Raw genomic sequence first — 17,865 nt, 5'->3', positions numbered from 1 at the left:
TACGGGCGCGAGACACTGAAACCCATCGCCGGTGGGAGAGTGAGAGTCTTATGCCGTGGCCCCCCGTGTTTCCAGTAATGAGCGACGTGCCGGTCACCGTCTACACGCGGGAGGACTGTCATCTCTGTGAAGAAGCCATCGAGACAATCGAGCGGGTCGCCGACGACGAGGGGGTCGCCATCGAACTGGACCTCATCGACGTCGACGAGGACCCCGACCTCCGCGACGAGTACGGCGAGCGCGTTCCATACGTCTTCGTCGACGGGTCGCCGGCGTTCAAGTACCACGTCGTCGAGGGAGAGTTGCGCGAGAAACTGCAGCAGTCGGCGTAACCGCAGGGCATCGGACCCACCAGAGCCGTTCGCTGTCGGGACTGGGTCGGCGCTATTGGGCAAGTACCAGTGCTGTTTATTATTTCTCGAGGAGAATACGTCGGCGATGCCCTCCAGTATCAGCGAGAGAATCTTTACTGAGCCGTCCGGACGCCCCATTACACTCGTCCACGCTGCCGGTGCACTCATCTTCGCCGGCCTGTATCTCTACGGCTGGGTCGTCGAAGGAACCCCGGCTGCTTGGTTGCTCGCCATGGTAATCGGGACCGGATTAGCCGGCACTGCGGAAGCGCTTCCGAAGAGCCGACACCAAGCGGCCGGTATCCTCCGCTCCGTCGCGATTCTCGTGTTCCTCAGTCTCGTCGTTGCGTCCATCGTTGCACCCGAGTTCATCGTTGGCTGACCGCTGTACTGTGTCGGGAGTGTATCCTCCCCTTTCGCTGGGCCACTTCAGGAGTGTGCGCACAGTCGCCGACGGACGCCGGTGCTACTGACCGCGTTCGACCGCGTGTTTCAGCGCTTCAGCGGCCGCCGCCGGGTCGTCGGCCTGCGTAATTTCGGTGATAACAGCCACACCATCGGCCCCGGCTTCGACGACCTCGGTGGCGTTCTCGGTCGTGATTCCGCCGATACCGACGAAGGGAATGTCCACTGCGTCGGCGATGGCGGCGACGCGGTCGGTGCCGATGGCGTACTCGTCGTCGTCGATGTCGTCTTTCGATCCGGTGGCAAACACCGCGCCGACGCCGAGGTAGTCCGCGCCGGCGGCCGCGGCCGCTTCGGCGTCTGCGACAGTCGAAACGGAGCGGCCGATGAGCGCGTCCTCACCCAGAAGTTCCCGTGCAACGGGAACCGGAAGGTCGTCGTCGCCGAGGTGGACCCCGTCGGCGTCGAGGGCCTGTGCGATGTCCACGCGGTCGTTAACGACGAACGTGACGCCGGCCTCGCGGGTCAGCGCTCGCAGTTCCCGACCGAGTTCGTAGCGTTCGCGCGCGGTTCGGTCCTTCTCGCGGAGCTGGACGACGCCGACGCCGCCGTCAATCGCGTCCGCGACGATGTCGGCGGTTGTCCGGCCCGCCGAGAGCGACGCCTGCGTGACGAGGTACACGTCCCAGTCGACCATAGCGGGTCTCCGGACCGACGGGTCTTGTGTGCTGTGCGTTCGTCAGGACTCCGTTTCGGCTGTCGAACTCGGTGCGTTTGCCTCGTCAGTGCCGGCGTTGTCAGCCGTGAGCGCCCCGTCGCGGACGGCCATTCGGAGGCCGAACTCGGCGATGTTGCCGCCGTGTTCAGCCGTTCTGGAGAGACTATCGAGGGCGCGCGTGAGCCGGTAGTCGGCGTCGCCGGATTCGAACAGCTGTCGGTCGAGGTCGGTTATCCGCTGGCGGACGGCCCGGCGCGTGGCCAGCGTCTGTCGAGCGGTAGCGACGCAGGCGTCACCGATGATGACGCGGACAGCGTCTTCGACGACGGTTCGGACCTCCTGAGCGATACCTTCGAGGGCTGTGACGATGGTCCGCCCTGGCTGGCCGTCGAGCTGGTCGGCGACGGTCCCGATTCGCTCGGCGTGGTCGGCCACGCGTTCGAGTTCGTTGGCGGTCGCCCAGAGGCTGAACAGTTCGGGGCGGGTCAGCCCGAGCGCGTCGATCTCGTCGAGCCGTGCCAGTCCCCGCTCGAAGTAGCGGTCGATCATGGCGTGCAGCCGGTCGGCCTGCTCGTCTCGGTCGGCCCATCGGTCGCTGGTCGTCCCGGTCGTGAGCGCGGCCATCGCATCCCGGTGCATCGACAGGGCGACGAACTGGAGCTGGCGGACCGACTGCCTGACCGACACCTCGCCGGCGTCGAGCAACGTCTGGACCGTGACTTGTGTCTCGGTTTCCTCGGCGACGGTCACGCCGGTCAGGTTCCGAGTGACGCGTTCGATAGCCCGGAGTTGTTCGTCGGTGTAGCCATCAGGGACTTCGAGGACGACTGATTCGACGCCGGCGGCGTAGGCTGCCCGGAGTAACTGTTCTATCTCGGCCGGGTCGTCGGTCCCGGCTTCGAGTTCGACGCGGTTCCGCGCCGTCGTCTGGGACTCGGGGGTCTGAATCACCAGCAGGCCGTCGATGTGTGTGTGGAGGTTCACCGTCGTCCCGGCCGTGCAGTTCTCCGATTCGGCCCACTCTTTCGGCAGTGAAACGGTGTACGTGCCGCCACCGACGGTCTGTATCTTTCGTGTTTCCATGCTTAGTAGATGAGTTCCGAGTCGGTTTCGACCATATACAGCGTGCGTGCGGCGATGTTGACAGCGTGGTCGCCCACGCGTTCGAGGTCCCGCACGGTCAACAAGAGCCGAGAGACGTCGTCGAGGAGTTGTTCGACCGCCCAGCCGTCGTCACTGTCCGCCTCCCGTTCGATGAGGTCCCGTGCGACGGTCTCACTGGCCCGCTGACAGAGCGCATCGAGGGCGTCGTCGTCAGCCGCGATGGAACGACATTCGTCAATGTCTTCGCGTCTGTACGCGTCGATACTGCGCTCGACCATCTCGGTGGCCTCGCGGCCGATTGTGTCGACGTCGACTTCCGGGGCGAGACGGCGGTCGGCGGACTGCGCGTAGGCCGCGAGGTTCGTGGCGAGGTCCGCGACGCGTTCGAGGTCAGTGATTATCTTGAACGAGGCGGCGACAAAGCGGAGGTCGGTCGCGACCGGCTGCTGGAGGGCGAAGAGGTCGATACAGTCGGCTTCGAGTGCCAGATACAGGTCGTTTATTTCGTCGTCGCCATCGATGACCGACTGTGCCAGGTCCTCGTCGACGGACCGAAGCGCAGTGAGTGCGGCTTCGAGTCGCTCAACGACGAGGTCTCCCATCTCGACGACGTTCTCCCGGAGTTCGTCCAGTGCTTGCTGGTACGACTCTCGTGACATAGGTCACCCGAACTTGCCGGTGATGTAGTCCTCGACGCGCTGGCTCTCGGGGTTCTCGAAGATCTTGTCCGTGTCGTCGTACTCCACGAGTTCGCCGCCAGTGAGGAACACGGCGGTCTGGTCGGAGATGCGGGCCGCCTGCTGCATGTTGTGGGTGACGATGACGACCGTGTAGTCCTTCGACAGCTCCTCGACGAGGTCCTCGATTTTCGACGTGGCGATTGGGTCGAGCGCCGACGCCGGCTCGTCCATCAGGATGACCTCGGGGTCGACGGCCAGACAGCGGGCGATACAGAGCCGCTGTTGCTGGCCGCCCGAGAGGCCGAGGGCGTTGTCGTCGAGGCGGTCACTGACCTCGTCCCACAGGGCGGCCTGCTTCAGCGAGCGTTCGACGAGTTCACCCTCCTTTTCGGTGTCGTCACGCCCGAACAGGCGCGCGAGCAGGCCCTTGTTGATCTCGCCGTGCTTGCGCGGGCCGTAGGAGATGTTCTCCCGGATGGATTTCGGGAACGGGTTCGGCGACTGGAACACCATCCCGATACGTTTGCGGAGTTCGACGAGGTTGGCGTTGGGGTCGTAGATTTCGGTGCCCTCCAGTTCGACCGAACCATCAATGCGGGCGGCCTTGATGCGGTCGTTCATGCGGTTCAGACATCGTAGATACGTCGACTTGCCACAGCCTGACGGGCCGATGAGTGCCGTGACGCTGTTTTCCGGGATCTCCATCGAGACGTCTTTCAGCGCGTGGTCGTCGCCGTACCAGACGTCGAGGTTCTCGACCGAGAGCTTCGTATCGCCGTCAAACTCGTACTGCCGCCACTCCTCGCGGACCTGCTCCTCGCTCTCACCGGCCGTCGTTTCGGTGCTCGGCGAGGTGGCTGTGACCGTCTGCTCGCCGTTCGTTTGCGTGTCCGTGCTCGGCTCCGTGTTGATGCTATCACTCATAGTTGAGTTTCCTCCGGAAGTACGTCCGCGCCGTGATACCGACCGCATAGAACGTCAGGACGACCATCAGCAGGATGAACGCCGTCGCCCACCCCATCTGCGGCGACCCCGACACCCCGGCCGCGATGACGGCCCACACCTGTGTCGGCAATGACGCCGAGGCCGTCAGCAAGGCGTCGTTAGCGATGAACGGCGGCCCCGAGACGAATCGGAAGCCGTCGATGACGTCGACGCTTTCTGTCGCGTTCAGCGTCGATCCGAGGACGAGAATGAGCGGGGCGGTCTCACCGGCGATACGGCCGACGCCGAGGATGACACCGGTGATGACGCCCGGCATCGCCGCCGGCAAGACGACGCTCTTGATCGTCTCCCACTGGGTCACACCCAGGGCCGCGCTGGCGTCCCGGTACTCGTCGGGAACGGCCTTGATCGATTCCCGCGAGGTGATGAGCACCAGCGGCAAGAGCATGAAACCAAGCACCAGCATTCCGGCCAGCAGCGACTCGTCGCCGCCCAGCCGCGGAATCAGGAACGCCGCCCCGAATAGACCGAAGACGATACTCGGCGTGCTCCAGAGCGCGTTCGTCGCGATTTCGACGACCGCAGTGAACTCGCCCTGCTCGGCGTACTCGGTGAGGAAAACCGCCGCACCGACCCCCAGCGGGACGGCGAACAGCGTCGCCCCGACGACCAGCCACACCGTGCCGACGATTGCGGGCATGATCCCGCCAGGTTCGGCCCCAAGCGGGATGTAGGCCTGCATCACCATCGGCCACGAGAGGCTCCCCTCGTTCGAGACAGCGACGCCGAGCACGGTGAACGAGACGCCGGTAGCGGCGACGTGGAGACCCACTAGGGCGGTAAAGCCGGCCGCGCCGATGAGGCCGAGTCGCGTCTCCTCAGTGAGCAACCGGCGGGTGATCGTCTCCTCGCTGGACCGCTTTGCGACAGTCGTGAGCGTCGCCAGTACGAGCGAGGCGACGGCGGCCCCGAACGCGACCGCGGGCACGAGGTTCACCGGGCCGACCCGCGGATTGATGCCGGCGACGGGCTGGAGCAACAGCGCGGCAAGCAACAGTCCGAGCCCGCCGAAGACCCCCAGCGTGAACAGCGGGGCCTCGCGCTGTGCGCTGTCCGCCAGCGTCGGTCCGTCGCTCGTGAGCACGCCGACGAGCGGGGAGACGGCGAGGCCGCCCGCGGCGACTGCTCCGGCGACGACAGCAGCGAATCCGAGCGTCTCACCGAGGGAGAGACCGAACGGAGCCGGGCCGAGAATCAGGAAGAAGCCGATGAGGACGACCAGCACGAGGACCGCGGTCGGGACGGCCTGTCGGATCGACCCGGTCCGCTCTGACTGCGTCCCGACGTTTCGGAGCGAGCCGAACGACCGGAAGAAGGTGACTGCGAGCAGCACCGCTGGTGCGAGCAGCAGTAGCGGCCCGACCGTCGTGTCGGGGGTCACCGCGAGTGCCGTATCGAGCGGCTGTCCCTGTCGGTTGACCTGGACGATATAGGCGTAGGAATAGCGCAGCGGGGACCCGGTGACGAGTACACTCACGAACGTTGCGGCGAGCGCGCCGACTGCCGCCAGCGGGAGGACCCGGAACAGCTGTCGAGCGCCGTCGTTCCAGTCACCCGTTCCCGCGGGTGTGCGAGCGAACTGGACGGCGGCGAGGAGGGCTGGCGTCAGGAGGACCAGGGCGGTCAGCGCACCGACCGAAAGTCCGTGGACGGCGTAGCCGACGCCCTTGAGCGTCACGAACACGACGATTGTCGCCATCACGGCCACCATCAGGAAGGCGTTGAGGTTGATGACGAGGAAGGCTCCGTACTCGCGGCCCCGAGCGCCGAACCCGGCCCGGCACTTGGCGGCCGACCAGGCTGACAGGAGCGTCCCGACGAGGAGGAACACGGGGATGACCGCGCCGCCGGTGAAGCCACCGGAGAGCGTCTGGGGGTTCCACTGCCAGCCGACGCCGATGGTGCCGGTCACGATTGTCAGCCCGAGCGCGCCGACCACGATGGCTGTCGGGAGCGTCGAACCGAGGTCCTCGCGGGGGAGAATCGCCAGCAGGAACAGCCCGACGCCGGCGACGACGGCCCCGACGAGCCACAGGAGTGAGCCGGCACTGGTGAGCGCACCGCCGATGGCAGCCCCCATAGCAAGGCCGACCGCGCCGAGCGCGCCGCCGGAGAGCAGCCCGGCGCTCATGTTCGGTTCCGTGTCCACGAGTTCGAGCCGGGAGGAGACACCGGCGGCAGTGATCGCCAGCGCTTCGGCCAGCAACACGGTTCCAAGCAGCGTCGCCATCGTCACGGGAAGGACCGCGGCAAGCGCGGTCAGCGCGACCGTCGAGACGACGAGGCCCAGCCCGATGCCGCGCACTCGCTGTGAGGTGACCGGGACGACGTTGGTGTAGGAGGCGAGGCCGGTGATCCCGACCGCGCCGACGACGACAGCAAGTAGCGTCCCGAGCGCCGTGGTGAGGGCACTGCCACTGGCACCGGGCGGGACCAGATTCACCAGCGTGATGAGTCCGAGCGTGAAGCCGACGACGCTCAGCGCGATCGCCGTATCGAGCCCCCGGTCGTAGCTGTTCGAATCCGCACTGACGAGTCGGTCCGTGGTCGCGTAGGCGTCACTCATTGTTGCCCCTTCAGTTTCCGCTGCATACGTCGCTCAATGTACTGCGAGACGATGCTCATCCCGGCGACGATGACGAACAGCATGACGCCGGCGACGAACAGCACGTCGACGGTGCTCTCGGAGGCGCTCCCGTACTGGGTCGCGATCAGGCTGGTCAGCGTCGCGTTCGCGTCGAAGATGTCGAACAGTGGGTCGGCGAACTGTGTCCCCGAAGCCATGATCGCGGCGACGGCCATCGTCTCGCCGATGGCCCGGCCCAGGCCGAGGATGACGGCCGCGGAGATGCCCGAGAACGCCGCCGGGATAGAGATGCTCTTCATCGTCTGCCACTCGGTCGCGCCCATGGCGACGGAGCCGTCGCCCATCGACTGTGGGACGCTAGAGAGGGCGTCCTCGCCGACGGAGACGACCGTCGGCAGCGCCATCACGCCCACGACGATGCCAGCGATGAGGAAGCTCGCCCCGTCGTCGAGGAAGTTCGTCTGGATGAAGCCGTTCAGCACCTGGAAGCCGATGAACCCGTAGACAATGGAGGGGATGCCGGCCAGGATCTCGACGCCGGGCTTGATTATCTCCCGCAGGCGGTCGCTGGCGACCTCGGCGATAAACAGTGCGCCGAACAGGCCGAGCGGCCCCGCCACCGCGCCTGCGATGACGGTGACGACCACCGTCGCCCAGATCATCGGTATCAGCGAGTAAGCCCCGCTGAGCGGGTTCCAGAACGTCGAATCCGACGGCAGGACGGTTTCGAGCCAGAAGAACCAGCGGGCCTCCCCGCCCTGCTCCGGAATCAGTAGCAGTCCGGTCCCGTGTTCGAGAAACGCCGGCAGCGCGCTCGCGAACAGGAAGAACGTGATGAACGCGACGGTCAGCACGGTGAGGATCGTCGCGACCAGCGTGAGCAGGCGTGCAACCTCGGCCTGATAGGTGACCCAGCCGACCGCCGTGACGAACACGAACGCCAGTAGCATGGGCAACGCAAGAGCGGGCCGAAACAGGAAGACGAGAATCGTCGCCACCAGCGTCGTCGCTATCGTGACGACGGCGAGCGTCGACCCGTCAGCTCTGTCCCCGTTCGACACCGCCTCGCCCTCCGTCGTAGGTATGTCCTCTGTCATAGTATGGAAAATCGACCGACACGGCCGATAATCGTCAGATCGACTCGAACCGCGGTCGATTACACCTGATCGGGGAGCTTGGCGCGCTCTTCCTCGCGGCGGCGCGAGCCGAGCTTGAAGTAGTTGTTCGGCGCGACGAAGGTGTCCTGACCGAAGTCAGATAGGATCATGTTGATGACCGCGGCCTCTTTCTTCGAGGTGCCTTCCCATGTGTACATGTGGAGGTCGCGCGAGAGGGGGTAGGCCTTCGAGTCCAGGCCGTTCTGGTCGTCCTGGTAGCTGTAGGTCGTCCCTTCCCATTCCAGCGCGATGGGGGCCAGCCCGTCGGTGTCGATGAACGCCAGCGCGAGGTAGCTGATAGCGTTGTCGGCCTGTGCGATGGCCTGGGCGAGGCGCTGGTTCTGGCCGTAGCGGTTGGCAACAGAGGTGTCTTCTTCGGGGTTGCCGAAGACGTTGGAGACGAACGACGTTCGCGTCCCGGAGCCCTTGACGCGGCCGAGCACCTGAATCTCGCGGTCCGGGCCGCCGAGTTCGCTCCAGTTGGTGATTTCGCCCTTGTAGAGGCCCTTGAGTTGATCACCGGTGACCTGTTCGACACCGGCGTCGGCGATCTCCTGGGAGACGACCAGCGGCTGGCCGTCCACGCCGACGACGTGGTCGACGAACTGTTCGTAGGAGTCACGGTCGGGGAGTTCGTCCTCGACGTTCCCGGAAGAGTTGCCGATGTCGTTCTGGCCGTTCATGACCTTCTCGACGCCGGTCCCGGAGTGGGAAAGACCGACCGTGAACTGGAACGGCGGGCCGTCCTCGCCGCCGGCCTCGAACCCGTAGAGCCCCGCCCAGTAGTCGGCGAGATTCTGGTCCGTGTCGATGTCGTACTCGCTGTGGGGCCAGTACTCGGTGTCGCTGGCCGGCCGGTTGGCGTTCCAGTAAGAGGCCGCCGTGTTCGCGATGGGGTACACCGTCGAGGAGCCGCCGGATTCGAGTGCGCTGGTACCGCCGGAGCTACCGCCCTCGTCGGTGCTTTCGGTCGCTTCCATCTCCGTCGACACCGCTTCGGTGTCCGCACTCTCGCCGGCGCCCCCGTCCGACTCGGAGTCGCCGCTGCCGCTGGAACAGCCGGCGATTGCAGCAATGCTGGTCGCACCCGTCGTTGCGATGAATTTCCGCCGCGATACGAACTCTGACAGCCCGTCTGGATCGTGCGCCATCACCAGAGTCCAGTGAGACAGGTAATAAGTAACCTGCTAAGATAGCTATATCTATTGGGTTATTACTATATAGATATAGTATGTTAAACACCCGCAAATAGGCGGGCATATATCAGCAATCACGTCGCCATTGTGCCTTCAGCATCCCGAATACACCGTATATGAACGAGCGGTGAATATAGCTTTTTCAGCCGTTTGAATCACCGTTACCGGCGAATTTCGTCGCCGAATCGACGGTTATCCGGAGAATATGTCCCCAAATATTAGAGGTTGGATATAGTATATAGATATGAGTGGGTTTATATCATCCCGTGAACGAGTGCCAGCCACATGGAGACACGCAAGGTCCAGGTGACAGGCGGGTCGACATACACCGTCTCCCTCCCCAAAGAGTGGGCGACAGAAAACGACGTGAGCGCGGGCAGCGTCGTCGAATTCCACGCCGAACGGGACCTGCTGTTGCTCGCTCCACAGCGGGACAACGGCCGCGTGGAGGGCACGCTTGACGTGGAGGGACTCGAAAACAGGCACGAACTCACGCGGGCGGTGATGACGATGTACGTCAGCGGCTTCGACATCATCCAGCTCGAAGCAACGCGGATAACGGCCGAACAGCGTCGGATCATCCGCGATGCGACCCAGGGACTGGTCGGTTTAGAGATGATCGAAGAGACGACTGACCGGGTTGTCCTGCAGGACCTGCTGGACTCCTCGGAGCTGTCGGTCCACAACGCGATCACACGAATGCGGCTGGTCTCGCTGACGATGCTCTCCGACGCTGTCGAGGCGCTCATCGAGGACGACGACGACCTCGCGGCGGACGTGATGCAACGCGACGACGACGTGGACCGCCTCTGGTACATGGTTTCGCGCGTGTTTCGCACCGTCCTCCGAAACCCAACGACAGCTGACGAGATCGGGTTCCCACGCGAGACCGTGTTCGATTTCCAGTCAAGCGCCCGTCAACTGGAGCGTATCGCCGACCACGCAACCAAGATCGCCAGCCTCTCCCAGGAAATCGGGGAAATAACTGGGGAAACCGCAGAACTGCTCGATCAGCTGGAAGCCGAGGCTATCGCCGTCCCCGAGACCGCGATGGACGCACTGTTGACCGAGGACTCCGACGAGGCCGTCGAACTGGCAAACGAGGCCCGGAGCCAGATCCCCGACGTCGACGGAACCGCTCGCGAAGTCGACGGGCAGATCCGCGAGTTCGACCCACAGAGCGCACAGGTACTGGGCCTCATCGTCGACTCCCTGTCCCGGACCGCCGACTACGGCGGCAACATCGCCGAGAGCGCGCTCCAGAAGGCCGCACCACGACCGCAGTCCTGAGAGTCGTCATTACAGGGAACGACGGACAGCCGTTCTGTGATCTCAGCGTGTCGAAACCAGACAGTGACGGCGGTGCCGCCTGATCGTATCGAGGCACGCGAGGATGTCGGCGAGCGCCGGACACGTCGCCGAACAGTCGCCGTAGAGATACCGGACGAGACTGGTCCCGTCGATGCCCGAGATGGCAGCGGCCGACCGGCTGTGTAGCTGTCGCTGGCGGGCCGCTGCCGCCGTCTCGCAGTCGGCTTCGATTTCGGCGAGCTGGTCATCGATAGTGTCGAGTCGGGCTGGGTCGGTCGTTCGCCGTGCGTTCGCACCGAGTGCGGCCCCGCGGCGTTCACAGTCGTCGAGCGTCGCCCGCACCGACTGTAACGACTCCCGTTCGCGTTCGAGCGCCGGGAGCAACGTCTCGCGTTCGTCGCGTGCCCCCTCGCTCGCGGTCAGCAGCGCCTCGTACAATTGCGGGGGCAGGCGTGTTCCTGTCGCGATCTGCGTGCCGAGTTCCGGCCCGAACTCCATCGACATATTCGCCTCCAGCGAATCGTCGTACTCGGCCTCGAAGTGCGGTACAGCCATGACTGTCTCTCGGTAAGCTTCCTGGACGGCACGCAGACTCGTATCGGGTTTCAGCTGCCGGGCACTGAGCACCGACATCCCCCCGGCTGAGGTGTCGACGGTGCCTGCGGATTGTCCCGTCGGTTCGATGGACACGAGTCTGGTCCGAAAGCGCCTGAAGGCCGACAGTTCAGCCTCGATACAGTCGATCTCCCGCTGAACGACGGCGAGCGCCTGCTCGATCTGTGGCTGGCTCGTCTCAGTGTCAGACACGGAGTACTCGACCGAACCGTCAGCTGTCGTCGTATAGGTATTTTATATGTTCGCTATATAGTCGACAGTACCGCTACCGCTGAACGGCCAACGGGTAGTCCGGGACAGGCTCAGCAGGCCGCGCGACCACTCTTGTTCCAGTGGTTTCGGGAATAGCAGGACGCGAGGAGATCATACCGGGCACCCATGCTGTCAGATCGTCCGTTCGCGTCGTCGTCAACGGATGCACTTTTGCCACACGGGCAAGTACGGCTCAACGGTGGCGATGACGAGATGTTACCCCCGCTGAGCCCCTTGTGACGATGGACTTTTCCTGAGCCACCATTTCGACTCCAAACAGCGGCTAAAACGGTGCAGCAGGACCTTCGTCGGTGTCTCCGTCGGCAGTCGCACTGTCCGACATTGTCTCTCCGCCAGCGTTCTCGCGCTCCAGCTGCCCCTCCCAGCCGTTCAGCCCGGGTTCGAAGCTTACCACGTCGCCATCGAACCCTTCGTACGACGCAATGAGCCGGGCGGCCTGCACGCTGGACTTTCCTTTCGGACACACTGTCACGACCTCGTCGTCGCCTTCGAACCGTTCGACCTCGTCGACGAGCGACGGGAACGGGACGTTCTCGCTTCCGGGAATATGGCCCCGCTCGAACGCGCCGGGCGAGCGGATATCGACTACCCGGACCGCCTCCTCGTCGAGTTTCGACCGTAGCTCGTCGGCGTCGATTTCGCCGTCCATATCCAGCCGCTAGCGGGCGATACCTAAACCTTCACCGGCTACAGCAAGCCATCGGCCTGTGCCAGCAGGATACCTTCGATGGTCGCGTCGTTAGCCGGTTCGCGCCGGGCGACCTGCAACGCTTCGTCGATGGGCACAGTCGTCACCGAGAGGAACTCGTTGTCGTCGAGGTTCCGGTCGACGGGTTCGAGCCCCTCGGCGAAGACGATGCCACGGCGATGGCGGAGCACGCCGGTCGAACACGAGAACTCTTCGATAAGTGAAACGCCGGCGGCCTCGAAGCCGGTCTCCTCGCGGAGTTCGCGCGCACCGGCGGCCGTGTAGGACTCGTCGTCCTCGACGATGCCAGCCGGGAGTTCGAGGCACTGCTCGCGGATGGTCGGGCGGTACTGGTCGACCATGACGAGTTCGTCACCAGTCGTGGCAACCACGACGGCCGCATCCGGCAGTTCGGCCCAGTAGTAGTCCTTCTCGGAGCCGTCGGGCTGGCGAACCCGGTCGTAACCGCCGGTGTACCAGCCGGTCTCGTACTCGCGTTCGCTCTCAACGATTGGCCACTCGTGGGCCGGTTCGCGGGTCATACGTCTTGTCGGACCGCGATGTGGTAAAACGTGCCGTTGTGCCTGACGACGACGCCGTCGTCGGTCACGGCCCCGTCGTACTGCTGGCTGAGTGCGTCGCGTTCGTCAAAGGGCGAGTGAGTGAACGCGCCCTTGAATCCGAGCGGCCCGCGCCAGTACGGTTCGGACTGCCCGGCGGCCGACGGGGAGGCGTCGGAAAGCGCCGCGCTCGTGTACGGGAAGCGCCGCTCGGATTGGGTACTCCAGTTGATCGCCGTGCCGTTGTCGACGCTGTACTCACCGTCGGTCGGCGTGGCGACAGTGTAGTAGGGATCCCCGCTCTTGAGGAGGCCCGGCAGCGCACCCAGCGCCAGTAGCAGGATGACGACGGCGATGATGCCGAGTAGGGTGTTCCGCGTGACCGGGCGCATCAGACGACCTCGCGGTAGATGCGGCCGAAAGCCTGGCGACGGAGCGTCCCGACGGCGGCCCGGCGTTCGTCCTGAAACGTCGCCGCGACGGCCTGCTCTGTGAACGGTGCGGCGTGCCAGACGACGTTGTCGACGTTCTCCGCGCCGACCAGCGTCACCTCGCAATCGGTGTCCGCGCGCCACTCCTCGAACTCCGTCATCGAACCGACCTGGACAGCGAGCGATTCCGCGAACAGCACGTCGCGGGCGGTCTCGACGACCTCGCTGGTGACACGTTCTTCGTAGGCCTCCGCGTCGAGGCCCATCGCCTTCGCGACTTCCTTGACGACGACCTGCGCCGTCGGCCCGAACGCTTCGTAGCGCTCGCGGGCCTCGGCTGCCGATGCCGGCGCGAACTGCCCTGCAGTTTCCATACGTCCCCTTGCCGCCGGCGGGACTATTCGGTTTCGTCTCCGGACGCGGTCGCATCCGCAGCATCGGCGTCCGAACCGTCGTCCGCCGTACCGCCGTCGTCGCTGTCGCGCAACATCTCCCGTGTCAGGTCCCGAGCCTCGGCCAGCACCTCGCTGTCGTGGTCGCTCAGCGCGTTCGACCCCCGGTGGCGGTCCGCGCCCTGGGGGAGGTCACCGTGGCCGTGATCGTGGTCGTGGCTGTGCCCGTCGCCGCTGCGGTCGACGGTGTCCTCGAATACCTGCGGGAACTCGGTCTCCTCGGCGTACTCGACGACCTCGGTGGACAGTTCGTCTTCGCCGAGTTGGCCCCAGTCAGGGACGCGCTCGTCGAGCCACGCCTCGTGGTCGTCGCCGCCGGTCATCGCCGTGAACGCGAGGTGGTTCGCCAGATGCACGTCGTCGGCTTGCGGGTCGTCACACACTGGACAGGCGTATCCCATCGGTGTCCGAACCGTGGATTCGGAGCCGTATATGTAGTCGGGGTCTCGGAGCGGTCGTCGTTTCAGACCGGCGTTCCCGCTCTTCGCCGGGACTGCACTGAGGAGACACAACAGCGGAGTAAGACAGAACGCCTACAGCAGACGGACCATCACGAGCGCGTCCTCGCCGTTGCTGTAGTAGTTCGGGATAGTCTTCCGGTGTTCGAACCCGAAGCGCCGGTAGAGCCGTCGCGCTCCCTCGTTGTCGGCTCGAACCTCCAGTTTTATTGAACCGGCACCCGTCTCGCCGATGACCTCCATCGCACGCCGCAACAGTGCGCTCGCAACGCCCTGTCGCCGGTACGCCGGCCGAACCGCGATGTCTTTGACATGACCAAGCGGGGTACCGTGGTTCGGCACCGTATCCGCGATGATATAGCCTGCGACAGCGGGCGGGTCGCCATCGTCGTTGCCGGTTTCGGCGACGAGAAACCCCGCTTCGCCGAGATAGCTCTCCAGTGCAGAAAACGGCCATGGCTGTGGAAATGACGCCTGCTCGATACGGTGGATCTCGATGAGATCCGCGCGGACGGCGCGCCGAACCGCTGGCGTATCCGGCGTCTCCGGCCCGTCAGGAGCGACCGTTGTCACATGTGTACTTCGGTGTGGCCCTACATATGTGTTACCGCCGACCGAAGATACCCTGGTATCTGACTGTTTGTCGATAGGTGCTGATAGTTCATGCATCGATAGGGCCGAGACAGAGTTAGAACGCCGGAAGGTTCTTTAGTCTGACGAGTCTACGTGTAGTTGCACCCGTTTTGGGTGCCACCACCCCCACCCCCACCCCTCTTTCCGAACTTTTCCATCGCTGCCGAGTTGTACTAGATGTAGGTTCTGTCAGAGTCGACTGCACACGCCGGGGAAGCGACAGCAGTCACAGAAGGGCACGATGGGTCTGGCACTGTCGCGAGGCAGACTTCGTATATCGCCGTTGACCTAGGACAGACGTGGCACTAGGCCCGATTTCACTGCCGGAAAAGCCGCGGTCGGGGAGCAACGCACTGTCTCACGGCGCTTCGCGCCGTTCGCACAAACCGAGCGTCTTCGCTGTTCCGGCTTCACCGCTCACAAAAAACCGCGGTCGCAAGGCGACCGCGCTACGCTCGGAATCGCTCTGCTCGTGGGACCTGCGGTCCCGCTCCCAATACGAGGTTTCTGCGAAACCTCGCGTGTCTCACGGCGCGACGCGCCGTTCGACCCGTAAGAGACTCCTCACTATGTTCGGAGTCTCTCTAGTCGTCTGCAGGTGCAGCGCCGCCTTCGTCGTGCTGCTGTTTCGTGTGCGAGAGCTTGCCACCGGCGGCGAGGATCTCGCGTTCGCGCTCGGAGGCATCGAGCTGGCCGGTCGCTTCCCAGTCGTCGTTCACGCGGATGGTGAACTCCTCCTGACCGGAGCGAACGGCTTCGGCAGCGTCGTCGACGACCTCGATGTCGTCGCCTTCCTCGATCTTCTCGTAGGTCTCCTCGTCGATGGTGAGCGGAACGATACCGAAGTTGAACAGGTTCGCCTTGTGGATGCGGGCGAAGCTCTGTGCGAGGACGGTCTCGATACCCAGGTACATCGGGCACAGGGCCGCGTGTTCGCGCGAGGAGCCCTGGCCGTAGTTCTCGCCGGCGACGAGCACGCCGCCGTCGGCTTCGAGTGCGCGCTCCGCGAACGTGTCGTCGACGCGCGAGAGCGTGAACTCGGAGAGCTTCGGGACGTTCGACCGGTACATCAGGATGTCCTGCGTGGCCGGGATGATGTGATCCGTCGTGATGTTGTCCTCCATCTTGAGGAGGGCTTCACCGCCGACTTCGGTCTCCAGCGGGTCCTTCAGCGGCACGTCGCCGATGTTCGGGCCCTTGATGAGTTCGTCGTCGACGGCTTGGTCGGGCGCGATGAGATCCGATTCGGAGTTGCCGATGTACTGGTCGGGCATCTCCAGACCGGGGGCCTCGAGGTCGCCGAGTTCGTCGGCGAGGTCCCGCGGGTCGACGATTTCGCCCTTGATGGCCGCCGCGGTGGCGACTTCCGGCGAGCAGAGGTAGACGTTGTCGTCCTCGATACCGGAGCGACCCTCGAAGTTGCGGTTGAAGGTCCGCAGGGAGACGGAGTCGGAGGCCGGGACGTGACCGATGCCGATACAGGCACCACACGTCGCCTCGGAGAAGTTGACGCCAGCGGCCATCATCTCCGCGGTCCAGCCCTCGCGGGCCAGCATCTCGGAGGCCTGCTTGGAGCCGGGGGCGACGATCATCTCGGTCTTCTTGTCGATGTTGCGCCCTTCCAGCATCTTCGCGGCCGGGAGGATGTCCTCGTAAGCGCCGTTCGTACAGGAACCGATCATGACCTGCTCGACGTCGACGCCCTCGACCTCGGAGACGGGCACGACGTTGTCGGGCATGGACGGCTCGGCGATGAGCGGTTCGAGGTCCGAGAGGTCGACGACGATCTCGTCGGCGTACTCGGCGTCCTCGTCGGGGCCGATGTCCTCGAAGACGTCCTCGCGGCCGAGGCGTTCGAGGTAGTCCTTGGTCTGGTCGTCCGTCGGGAAGATCGAGGAGGTGGCACCGAGTTCGGTCCCCATGTTGGTGATGGTGGTCCGCTCGGGGACGGTCAGCGTCTCGACGCCCGGGCCGGTGTATTCGAGCACCTTGCCGACGCCGCCCTTGACCGACAGTCGGCGGAGCAGCTCCAAGATGACGTCCTTGGCGGTGGCCCATTCGGGCAGCTCGCCTTCGAGGCGGACGTTGACGACTTCCGGCATCTCGATGTAGTACGCGCCGCCACCCATCGCGACGGCGACGTCGAGCCCACCGGATCCGATGGCGAGTTCGCCGAGACCGCCGGGGGTCGGCGTGTGGGAGTCGGACCCGAGCATCGTCTTGCCGGGTGCGGCGAAGTTCTCCTTGTGGACGTTGTGGCAGATACCGTTACCGGGGCGCGAGAAGTGGGCCCCGAACGTGCCTGCCGCAGAGCGGAGGAAGCGGTGGTCGTCGGTGTTCTTGAAGTCGAACTGGTAGGTCTGGTGGTCACAGTACTGGGCGGCCAGTTCCGTCTGGACCTCTTCGAGGCCCAGCGCTTCGAACTGCAGCCAGACGAGCGTCCCGGTCGTGTCCTGTGTCAGCACCTGATCGATCTCGATACCGATCTCTTCTCCGGGTGTTAGCTCCCCTTCGACGAGATGGTCGTCGAGAATTTTTTCCGTAAGCGTCTGTCCCATAACGTGCGTCAATGGATGGCGCGGCGGTATAAATCCCGCGTATTCCGTCGTATTTTTCATATAAAAACCCGCTCCGTCCGTCGCTCAGAAGCGAGTCAACCGACCGGAACGGCGGTCGGCCAGATCGGCAGGTCTTTCCACGACACTCGCACAGAATCGCGTATGTTCAAAAGCGGGCGGTTCGTCGCCGATTCCCTCGGCGACCTGAGAGAATCACAGGTACAACCGAACGGCGTCGACCTCACGCTCGGTGCGATCTACGAGCAGAGCGAGCCGGGACGCATCGAACGCGGCGGCAAGACCGTCGGCGACCGTCGGGAACTCGAACCCAGCGACGGGATCTATCAGCTCGACCGCGGCGGCTACATCGTCGAGTACGCCGACCGGGTCGTCATTCCGGATGGACACATCGGCTTTCTCCTCCCGCGGTCGTCGTTGCTCCGTAATTCGTGTATGCTCGATACGGCCGTCTGGGACGCCGGCTACGAGGGGCGAGGTGAGGGGTTACTGGAGGTCCACCATCCCATAGAACTCGAACAGGGCGCGCGGATCGCACAGCTCGTTCTCGCCGACGCCGCTCACGAGGGGACGTACGAGGGGTCGTATCAGGGTGAGAATCTCTGATGCGTGATCGCGGTCCGAAACACGTCTCATAGCCTGAGACATGGTAGGCCATGCTGT

19 protein-coding genes are annotated in these 17,865 nt (G+C 64.5%); 4 read left to right on the top strand and 15 right to left on the bottom strand.

Going from position 1 to position 17,865, the window contains the following annotated elements; genetic code table 11:
* Positions 1–77 precede the first annotated feature (77 nt).
* Both AV929_RS16260 and AV929_RS16255 read left to right on the top strand, forming a co-directional pair.
* Positions 78–332: a glutaredoxin family protein gene (locus AV929_RS16260; protein WP_050007255.1), complete on the top strand. Its 255-nt coding sequence runs from the start codon at positions 78–80 to the stop codon at positions 330–332.
* A 106-nt stretch (positions 333–438) separates the two neighbouring features.
* Positions 439–735, top strand: coding sequence for a hypothetical protein (locus AV929_RS16255; protein ID WP_044952033.1), 297 nt, complete (start codon positions 439–441; stop codon positions 733–735).
* An 84-nt stretch (positions 736–819) separates the two neighbouring features.
* Here AV929_RS16255 and thiE read toward each other — a convergent pair whose 3' ends face one another.
* From thiE to AV929_RS16220, 7 genes are read right to left on the bottom strand one after another with little or no spacing between them, the layout of a single operon-like run.
* Entirely contained in the window at positions 820–1,455 is a 636-nt protein-coding gene (gene thiE, locus AV929_RS16250) for a thiamine phosphate synthase (protein WP_014041296.1), read from the bottom strand.
* Positions 1,456–1,497: 42 nt separating this feature from the next.
* Positions 1,498–2,559 carry a phosphate uptake regulator PhoU gene (locus AV929_RS16245; RefSeq protein ID WP_064288719.1) on the bottom strand — a complete coding sequence of 354 codons (1,062 nt, stop codon included), beginning with the start codon at positions 2,557–2,559 and terminating at the stop codon, positions 1,498–1,500.
* Between the two features lie 2 nt (positions 2,560–2,561).
* Positions 2,562–3,239, bottom strand: coding sequence for a phosphate signaling complex protein PhoU (gene phoU, locus AV929_RS16240; RefSeq protein ID WP_050037074.1), 678 nt, complete (start codon positions 3,237–3,239; stop codon positions 2,562–2,564).
* Between the two features lie 3 nt (positions 3,240–3,242).
* The gene (pstB, locus tag AV929_RS16235) at positions 3,243–4,184 is read right to left on the bottom strand and encodes a phosphate ABC transporter ATP-binding protein PstB (protein WP_014041299.1); all 942 of its coding nucleotides are present in this window, start codon (positions 4,182–4,184) and stop codon (positions 3,243–3,245) included.
* Entirely contained in the window at positions 4,177–6,831 is a 2,655-nt protein-coding gene (gene pstA, locus AV929_RS16230) for a phosphate ABC transporter permease PstA (RefSeq protein WP_064288717.1), read from the bottom strand. Before pstA ends, pstB begins: the two co-directional genes overlap by 8 nt.
* On the bottom strand, positions 6,828–7,949 hold the full coding sequence (gene pstC / locus AV929_RS16225; RefSeq protein WP_014041301.1) for a phosphate ABC transporter permease subunit PstC: 1,122 nt from the start codon (positions 7,947–7,949) through the stop codon (positions 6,828–6,830). Before pstC ends, pstA begins: the two co-directional genes overlap by 4 nt.
* 59 nt (positions 7,950–8,008) lie before the next feature.
* Positions 8,009–9,160 (bottom strand): substrate-binding domain-containing protein, encoded by a 1,152-nt coding sequence (locus AV929_RS16220; RefSeq protein WP_064288716.1) that lies wholly within the window; start codon positions 9,158–9,160, stop codon positions 8,009–8,011.
* Between the two features lie 330 nt (positions 9,161–9,490).
* Between AV929_RS16220 and AV929_RS16215 the strand changes: the two genes are divergently transcribed.
* Entirely contained in the window at positions 9,491–10,495 is a 1,005-nt protein-coding gene (locus AV929_RS16215; protein WP_014041303.1) for a phosphate uptake regulator PhoU, read from the top strand.
* 42 nt (positions 10,496–10,537) lie between these two features.
* Here AV929_RS16215 and AV929_RS16210 read toward each other — a convergent pair whose 3' ends face one another.
* From AV929_RS16210 to AV929_RS16175, 8 genes are all read right to left on the bottom strand, one after another.
* Positions 10,538–11,323, bottom strand: coding sequence for a hypothetical protein (locus tag AV929_RS16210; protein ID WP_064288714.1), 786 nt, complete (start codon positions 11,321–11,323; stop codon positions 10,538–10,540).
* A 343-nt stretch (positions 11,324–11,666) separates the two neighbouring features.
* On the bottom strand, positions 11,667–12,053 hold the full coding sequence (locus AV929_RS16205) for a rhodanese-like domain-containing protein (RefSeq protein ID WP_064288712.1): 387 nt from the start codon (positions 12,051–12,053) through the stop codon (positions 11,667–11,669).
* A 38-nt stretch (positions 12,054–12,091) separates the two neighbouring features.
* On the bottom strand, positions 12,092–12,634 hold the full coding sequence (locus AV929_RS16200; RefSeq protein ID WP_064288711.1) for an NUDIX hydrolase: 543 nt from the start codon (positions 12,632–12,634) through the stop codon (positions 12,092–12,094).
* On the bottom strand, positions 12,631–13,044 hold the full coding sequence (locus AV929_RS16195) for a hypothetical protein (RefSeq protein WP_050007258.1): 414 nt from the start codon (positions 13,042–13,044) through the stop codon (positions 12,631–12,633). Before AV929_RS16195 ends, AV929_RS16200 begins: the two co-directional genes overlap by 4 nt.
* Entirely contained in the window at positions 13,044–13,457 is a 414-nt protein-coding gene (locus AV929_RS16190) for a DUF5809 family protein (RefSeq protein WP_014041308.1), read from the bottom strand. Before AV929_RS16190 ends, AV929_RS16195 begins: the two co-directional genes overlap by 1 nt.
* A gap of 23 nt (positions 13,458–13,480) precedes the next feature.
* Positions 13,481–13,936: a DUF5810 domain-containing protein gene (locus AV929_RS16185; RefSeq protein WP_044952035.1), complete on the bottom strand. Its 456-nt coding sequence runs from the start codon at positions 13,934–13,936 to the stop codon at positions 13,481–13,483.
* A 132-nt stretch (positions 13,937–14,068) separates the two neighbouring features.
* Entirely contained in the window at positions 14,069–14,566 is a 498-nt protein-coding gene (gene rimI, locus AV929_RS16180) for a ribosomal protein S18-alanine N-acetyltransferase (RefSeq protein ID WP_050007259.1), read from the bottom strand.
* A 644-nt stretch (positions 14,567–15,210) separates the two neighbouring features.
* On the bottom strand, positions 15,211–17,184 hold the full coding sequence (locus AV929_RS16175; protein WP_014041311.1) for an aconitate hydratase: 1,974 nt from the start codon (positions 17,182–17,184) through the stop codon (positions 15,211–15,213).
* Between AV929_RS16175 and AV929_RS16170 the strand changes: the two genes are divergently transcribed.
* Positions 17,146–17,808 carry a deoxyuridine 5'-triphosphate nucleotidohydrolase gene (locus AV929_RS16170; protein WP_315898943.1) on the top strand — a complete coding sequence of 221 codons (663 nt, stop codon included), beginning with the start codon at positions 17,146–17,148 and terminating at the stop codon, positions 17,806–17,808. The two genes, AV929_RS16175 and AV929_RS16170, sit on opposite strands and share 39 nt — an antisense overlap.
* Positions 17,809–17,865: the final 57 nt, after the last annotated feature.

This window comes from Haloarcula sp. K1 (assembly GCF_001647155.1).
Taxonomy (GTDB): Archaea; Halobacteriota; Halobacteria; order Halobacteriales; family Haloarculaceae; genus Haloarcula; species Haloarcula hispanica.
Note: the sequence above shows the minus strand (reverse complement) of the source record. Positions and strands in the feature narration are given on the sequence as shown.

Excerpts from the sequence above, each read along its gene's own strand:
- AV929_RS16260 (WP_050007255.1), top strand. The coding sequence starts at position 78 with ATGAGCGACGTGCCGGTCACCGTCTACACGCGGGAGGACTGTCATCTC.
- AV929_RS16195 (WP_050007258.1), bottom strand. The coding sequence starts at position 13,044 with ATGCGCCCGGTCACGCGGAACACCCTACTCGGCATCATCGCCGTCGTC.
- phoU (WP_050037074.1), bottom strand. The coding sequence starts at position 3,239 with ATGTCACGAGAGTCGTACCAGCAAGCACTGGACGAACTCCGGGAGAAC.
- AV929_RS16255 (WP_044952033.1), top strand. The coding sequence starts at position 439 with ATGCCCTCCAGTATCAGCGAGAGAATCTTTACTGAGCCGTCCGGACGC.
- AV929_RS16205 (WP_064288712.1), bottom strand. The coding sequence starts at position 12,053 with ATGGACGGCGAAATCGACGCCGACGAGCTACGGTCGAAACTCGACGAG.
- AV929_RS16200 (WP_064288711.1), bottom strand. The coding sequence starts at position 12,634 with ATGACCCGCGAACCGGCCCACGAGTGGCCAATCGTTGAGAGCGAACGC.
- AV929_RS16245 (WP_064288719.1), bottom strand. The coding sequence starts at position 2,559 with ATGGAAACACGAAAGATACAGACCGTCGGTGGCGGCACGTACACCGTT.
- AV929_RS16215 (WP_014041303.1), top strand. The coding sequence starts at position 9,491 with ATGGAGACACGCAAGGTCCAGGTGACAGGCGGGTCGACATACACCGTC.
- pstB (WP_014041299.1), bottom strand. The coding sequence starts at position 4,184 with ATGAGTGATAGCATCAACACGGAGCCGAGCACGGACACGCAAACGAAC.
- pstA (WP_064288717.1), bottom strand. The coding sequence starts at position 6,831 with ATGAGTGACGCCTACGCGACCACGGACCGACTCGTCAGTGCGGATTCG.
- AV929_RS16190 (WP_014041308.1), bottom strand. The coding sequence starts at position 13,457 with ATGGAAACTGCAGGGCAGTTCGCGCCGGCATCGGCAGCCGAGGCCCGC.
- AV929_RS16175 (WP_014041311.1), bottom strand. The coding sequence starts at position 17,184 with ATGGGACAGACGCTTACGGAAAAAATTCTCGACGACCATCTCGTCGAA.
- AV929_RS16220 (WP_064288716.1), bottom strand. The coding sequence starts at position 9,160 with ATGGCGCACGATCCAGACGGGCTGTCAGAGTTCGTATCGCGGCGGAAA.
- thiE (WP_014041296.1), bottom strand. The coding sequence starts at position 1,455 with ATGGTCGACTGGGACGTGTACCTCGTCACGCAGGCGTCGCTCTCGGCG.
- pstC (WP_014041301.1), bottom strand. The coding sequence starts at position 7,949 with ATGACAGAGGACATACCTACGACGGAGGGCGAGGCGGTGTCGAACGGG.
- AV929_RS16170 (WP_315898943.1), top strand. The coding sequence starts at position 17,146 with ATGGTCGTCGAGAATTTTTTCCGTAAGCGTCTGTCCCATAACGTGCGT.
- AV929_RS16185 (WP_044952035.1), bottom strand. The coding sequence starts at position 13,936 with ATGGGATACGCCTGTCCAGTGTGTGACGACCCGCAAGCCGACGACGTG.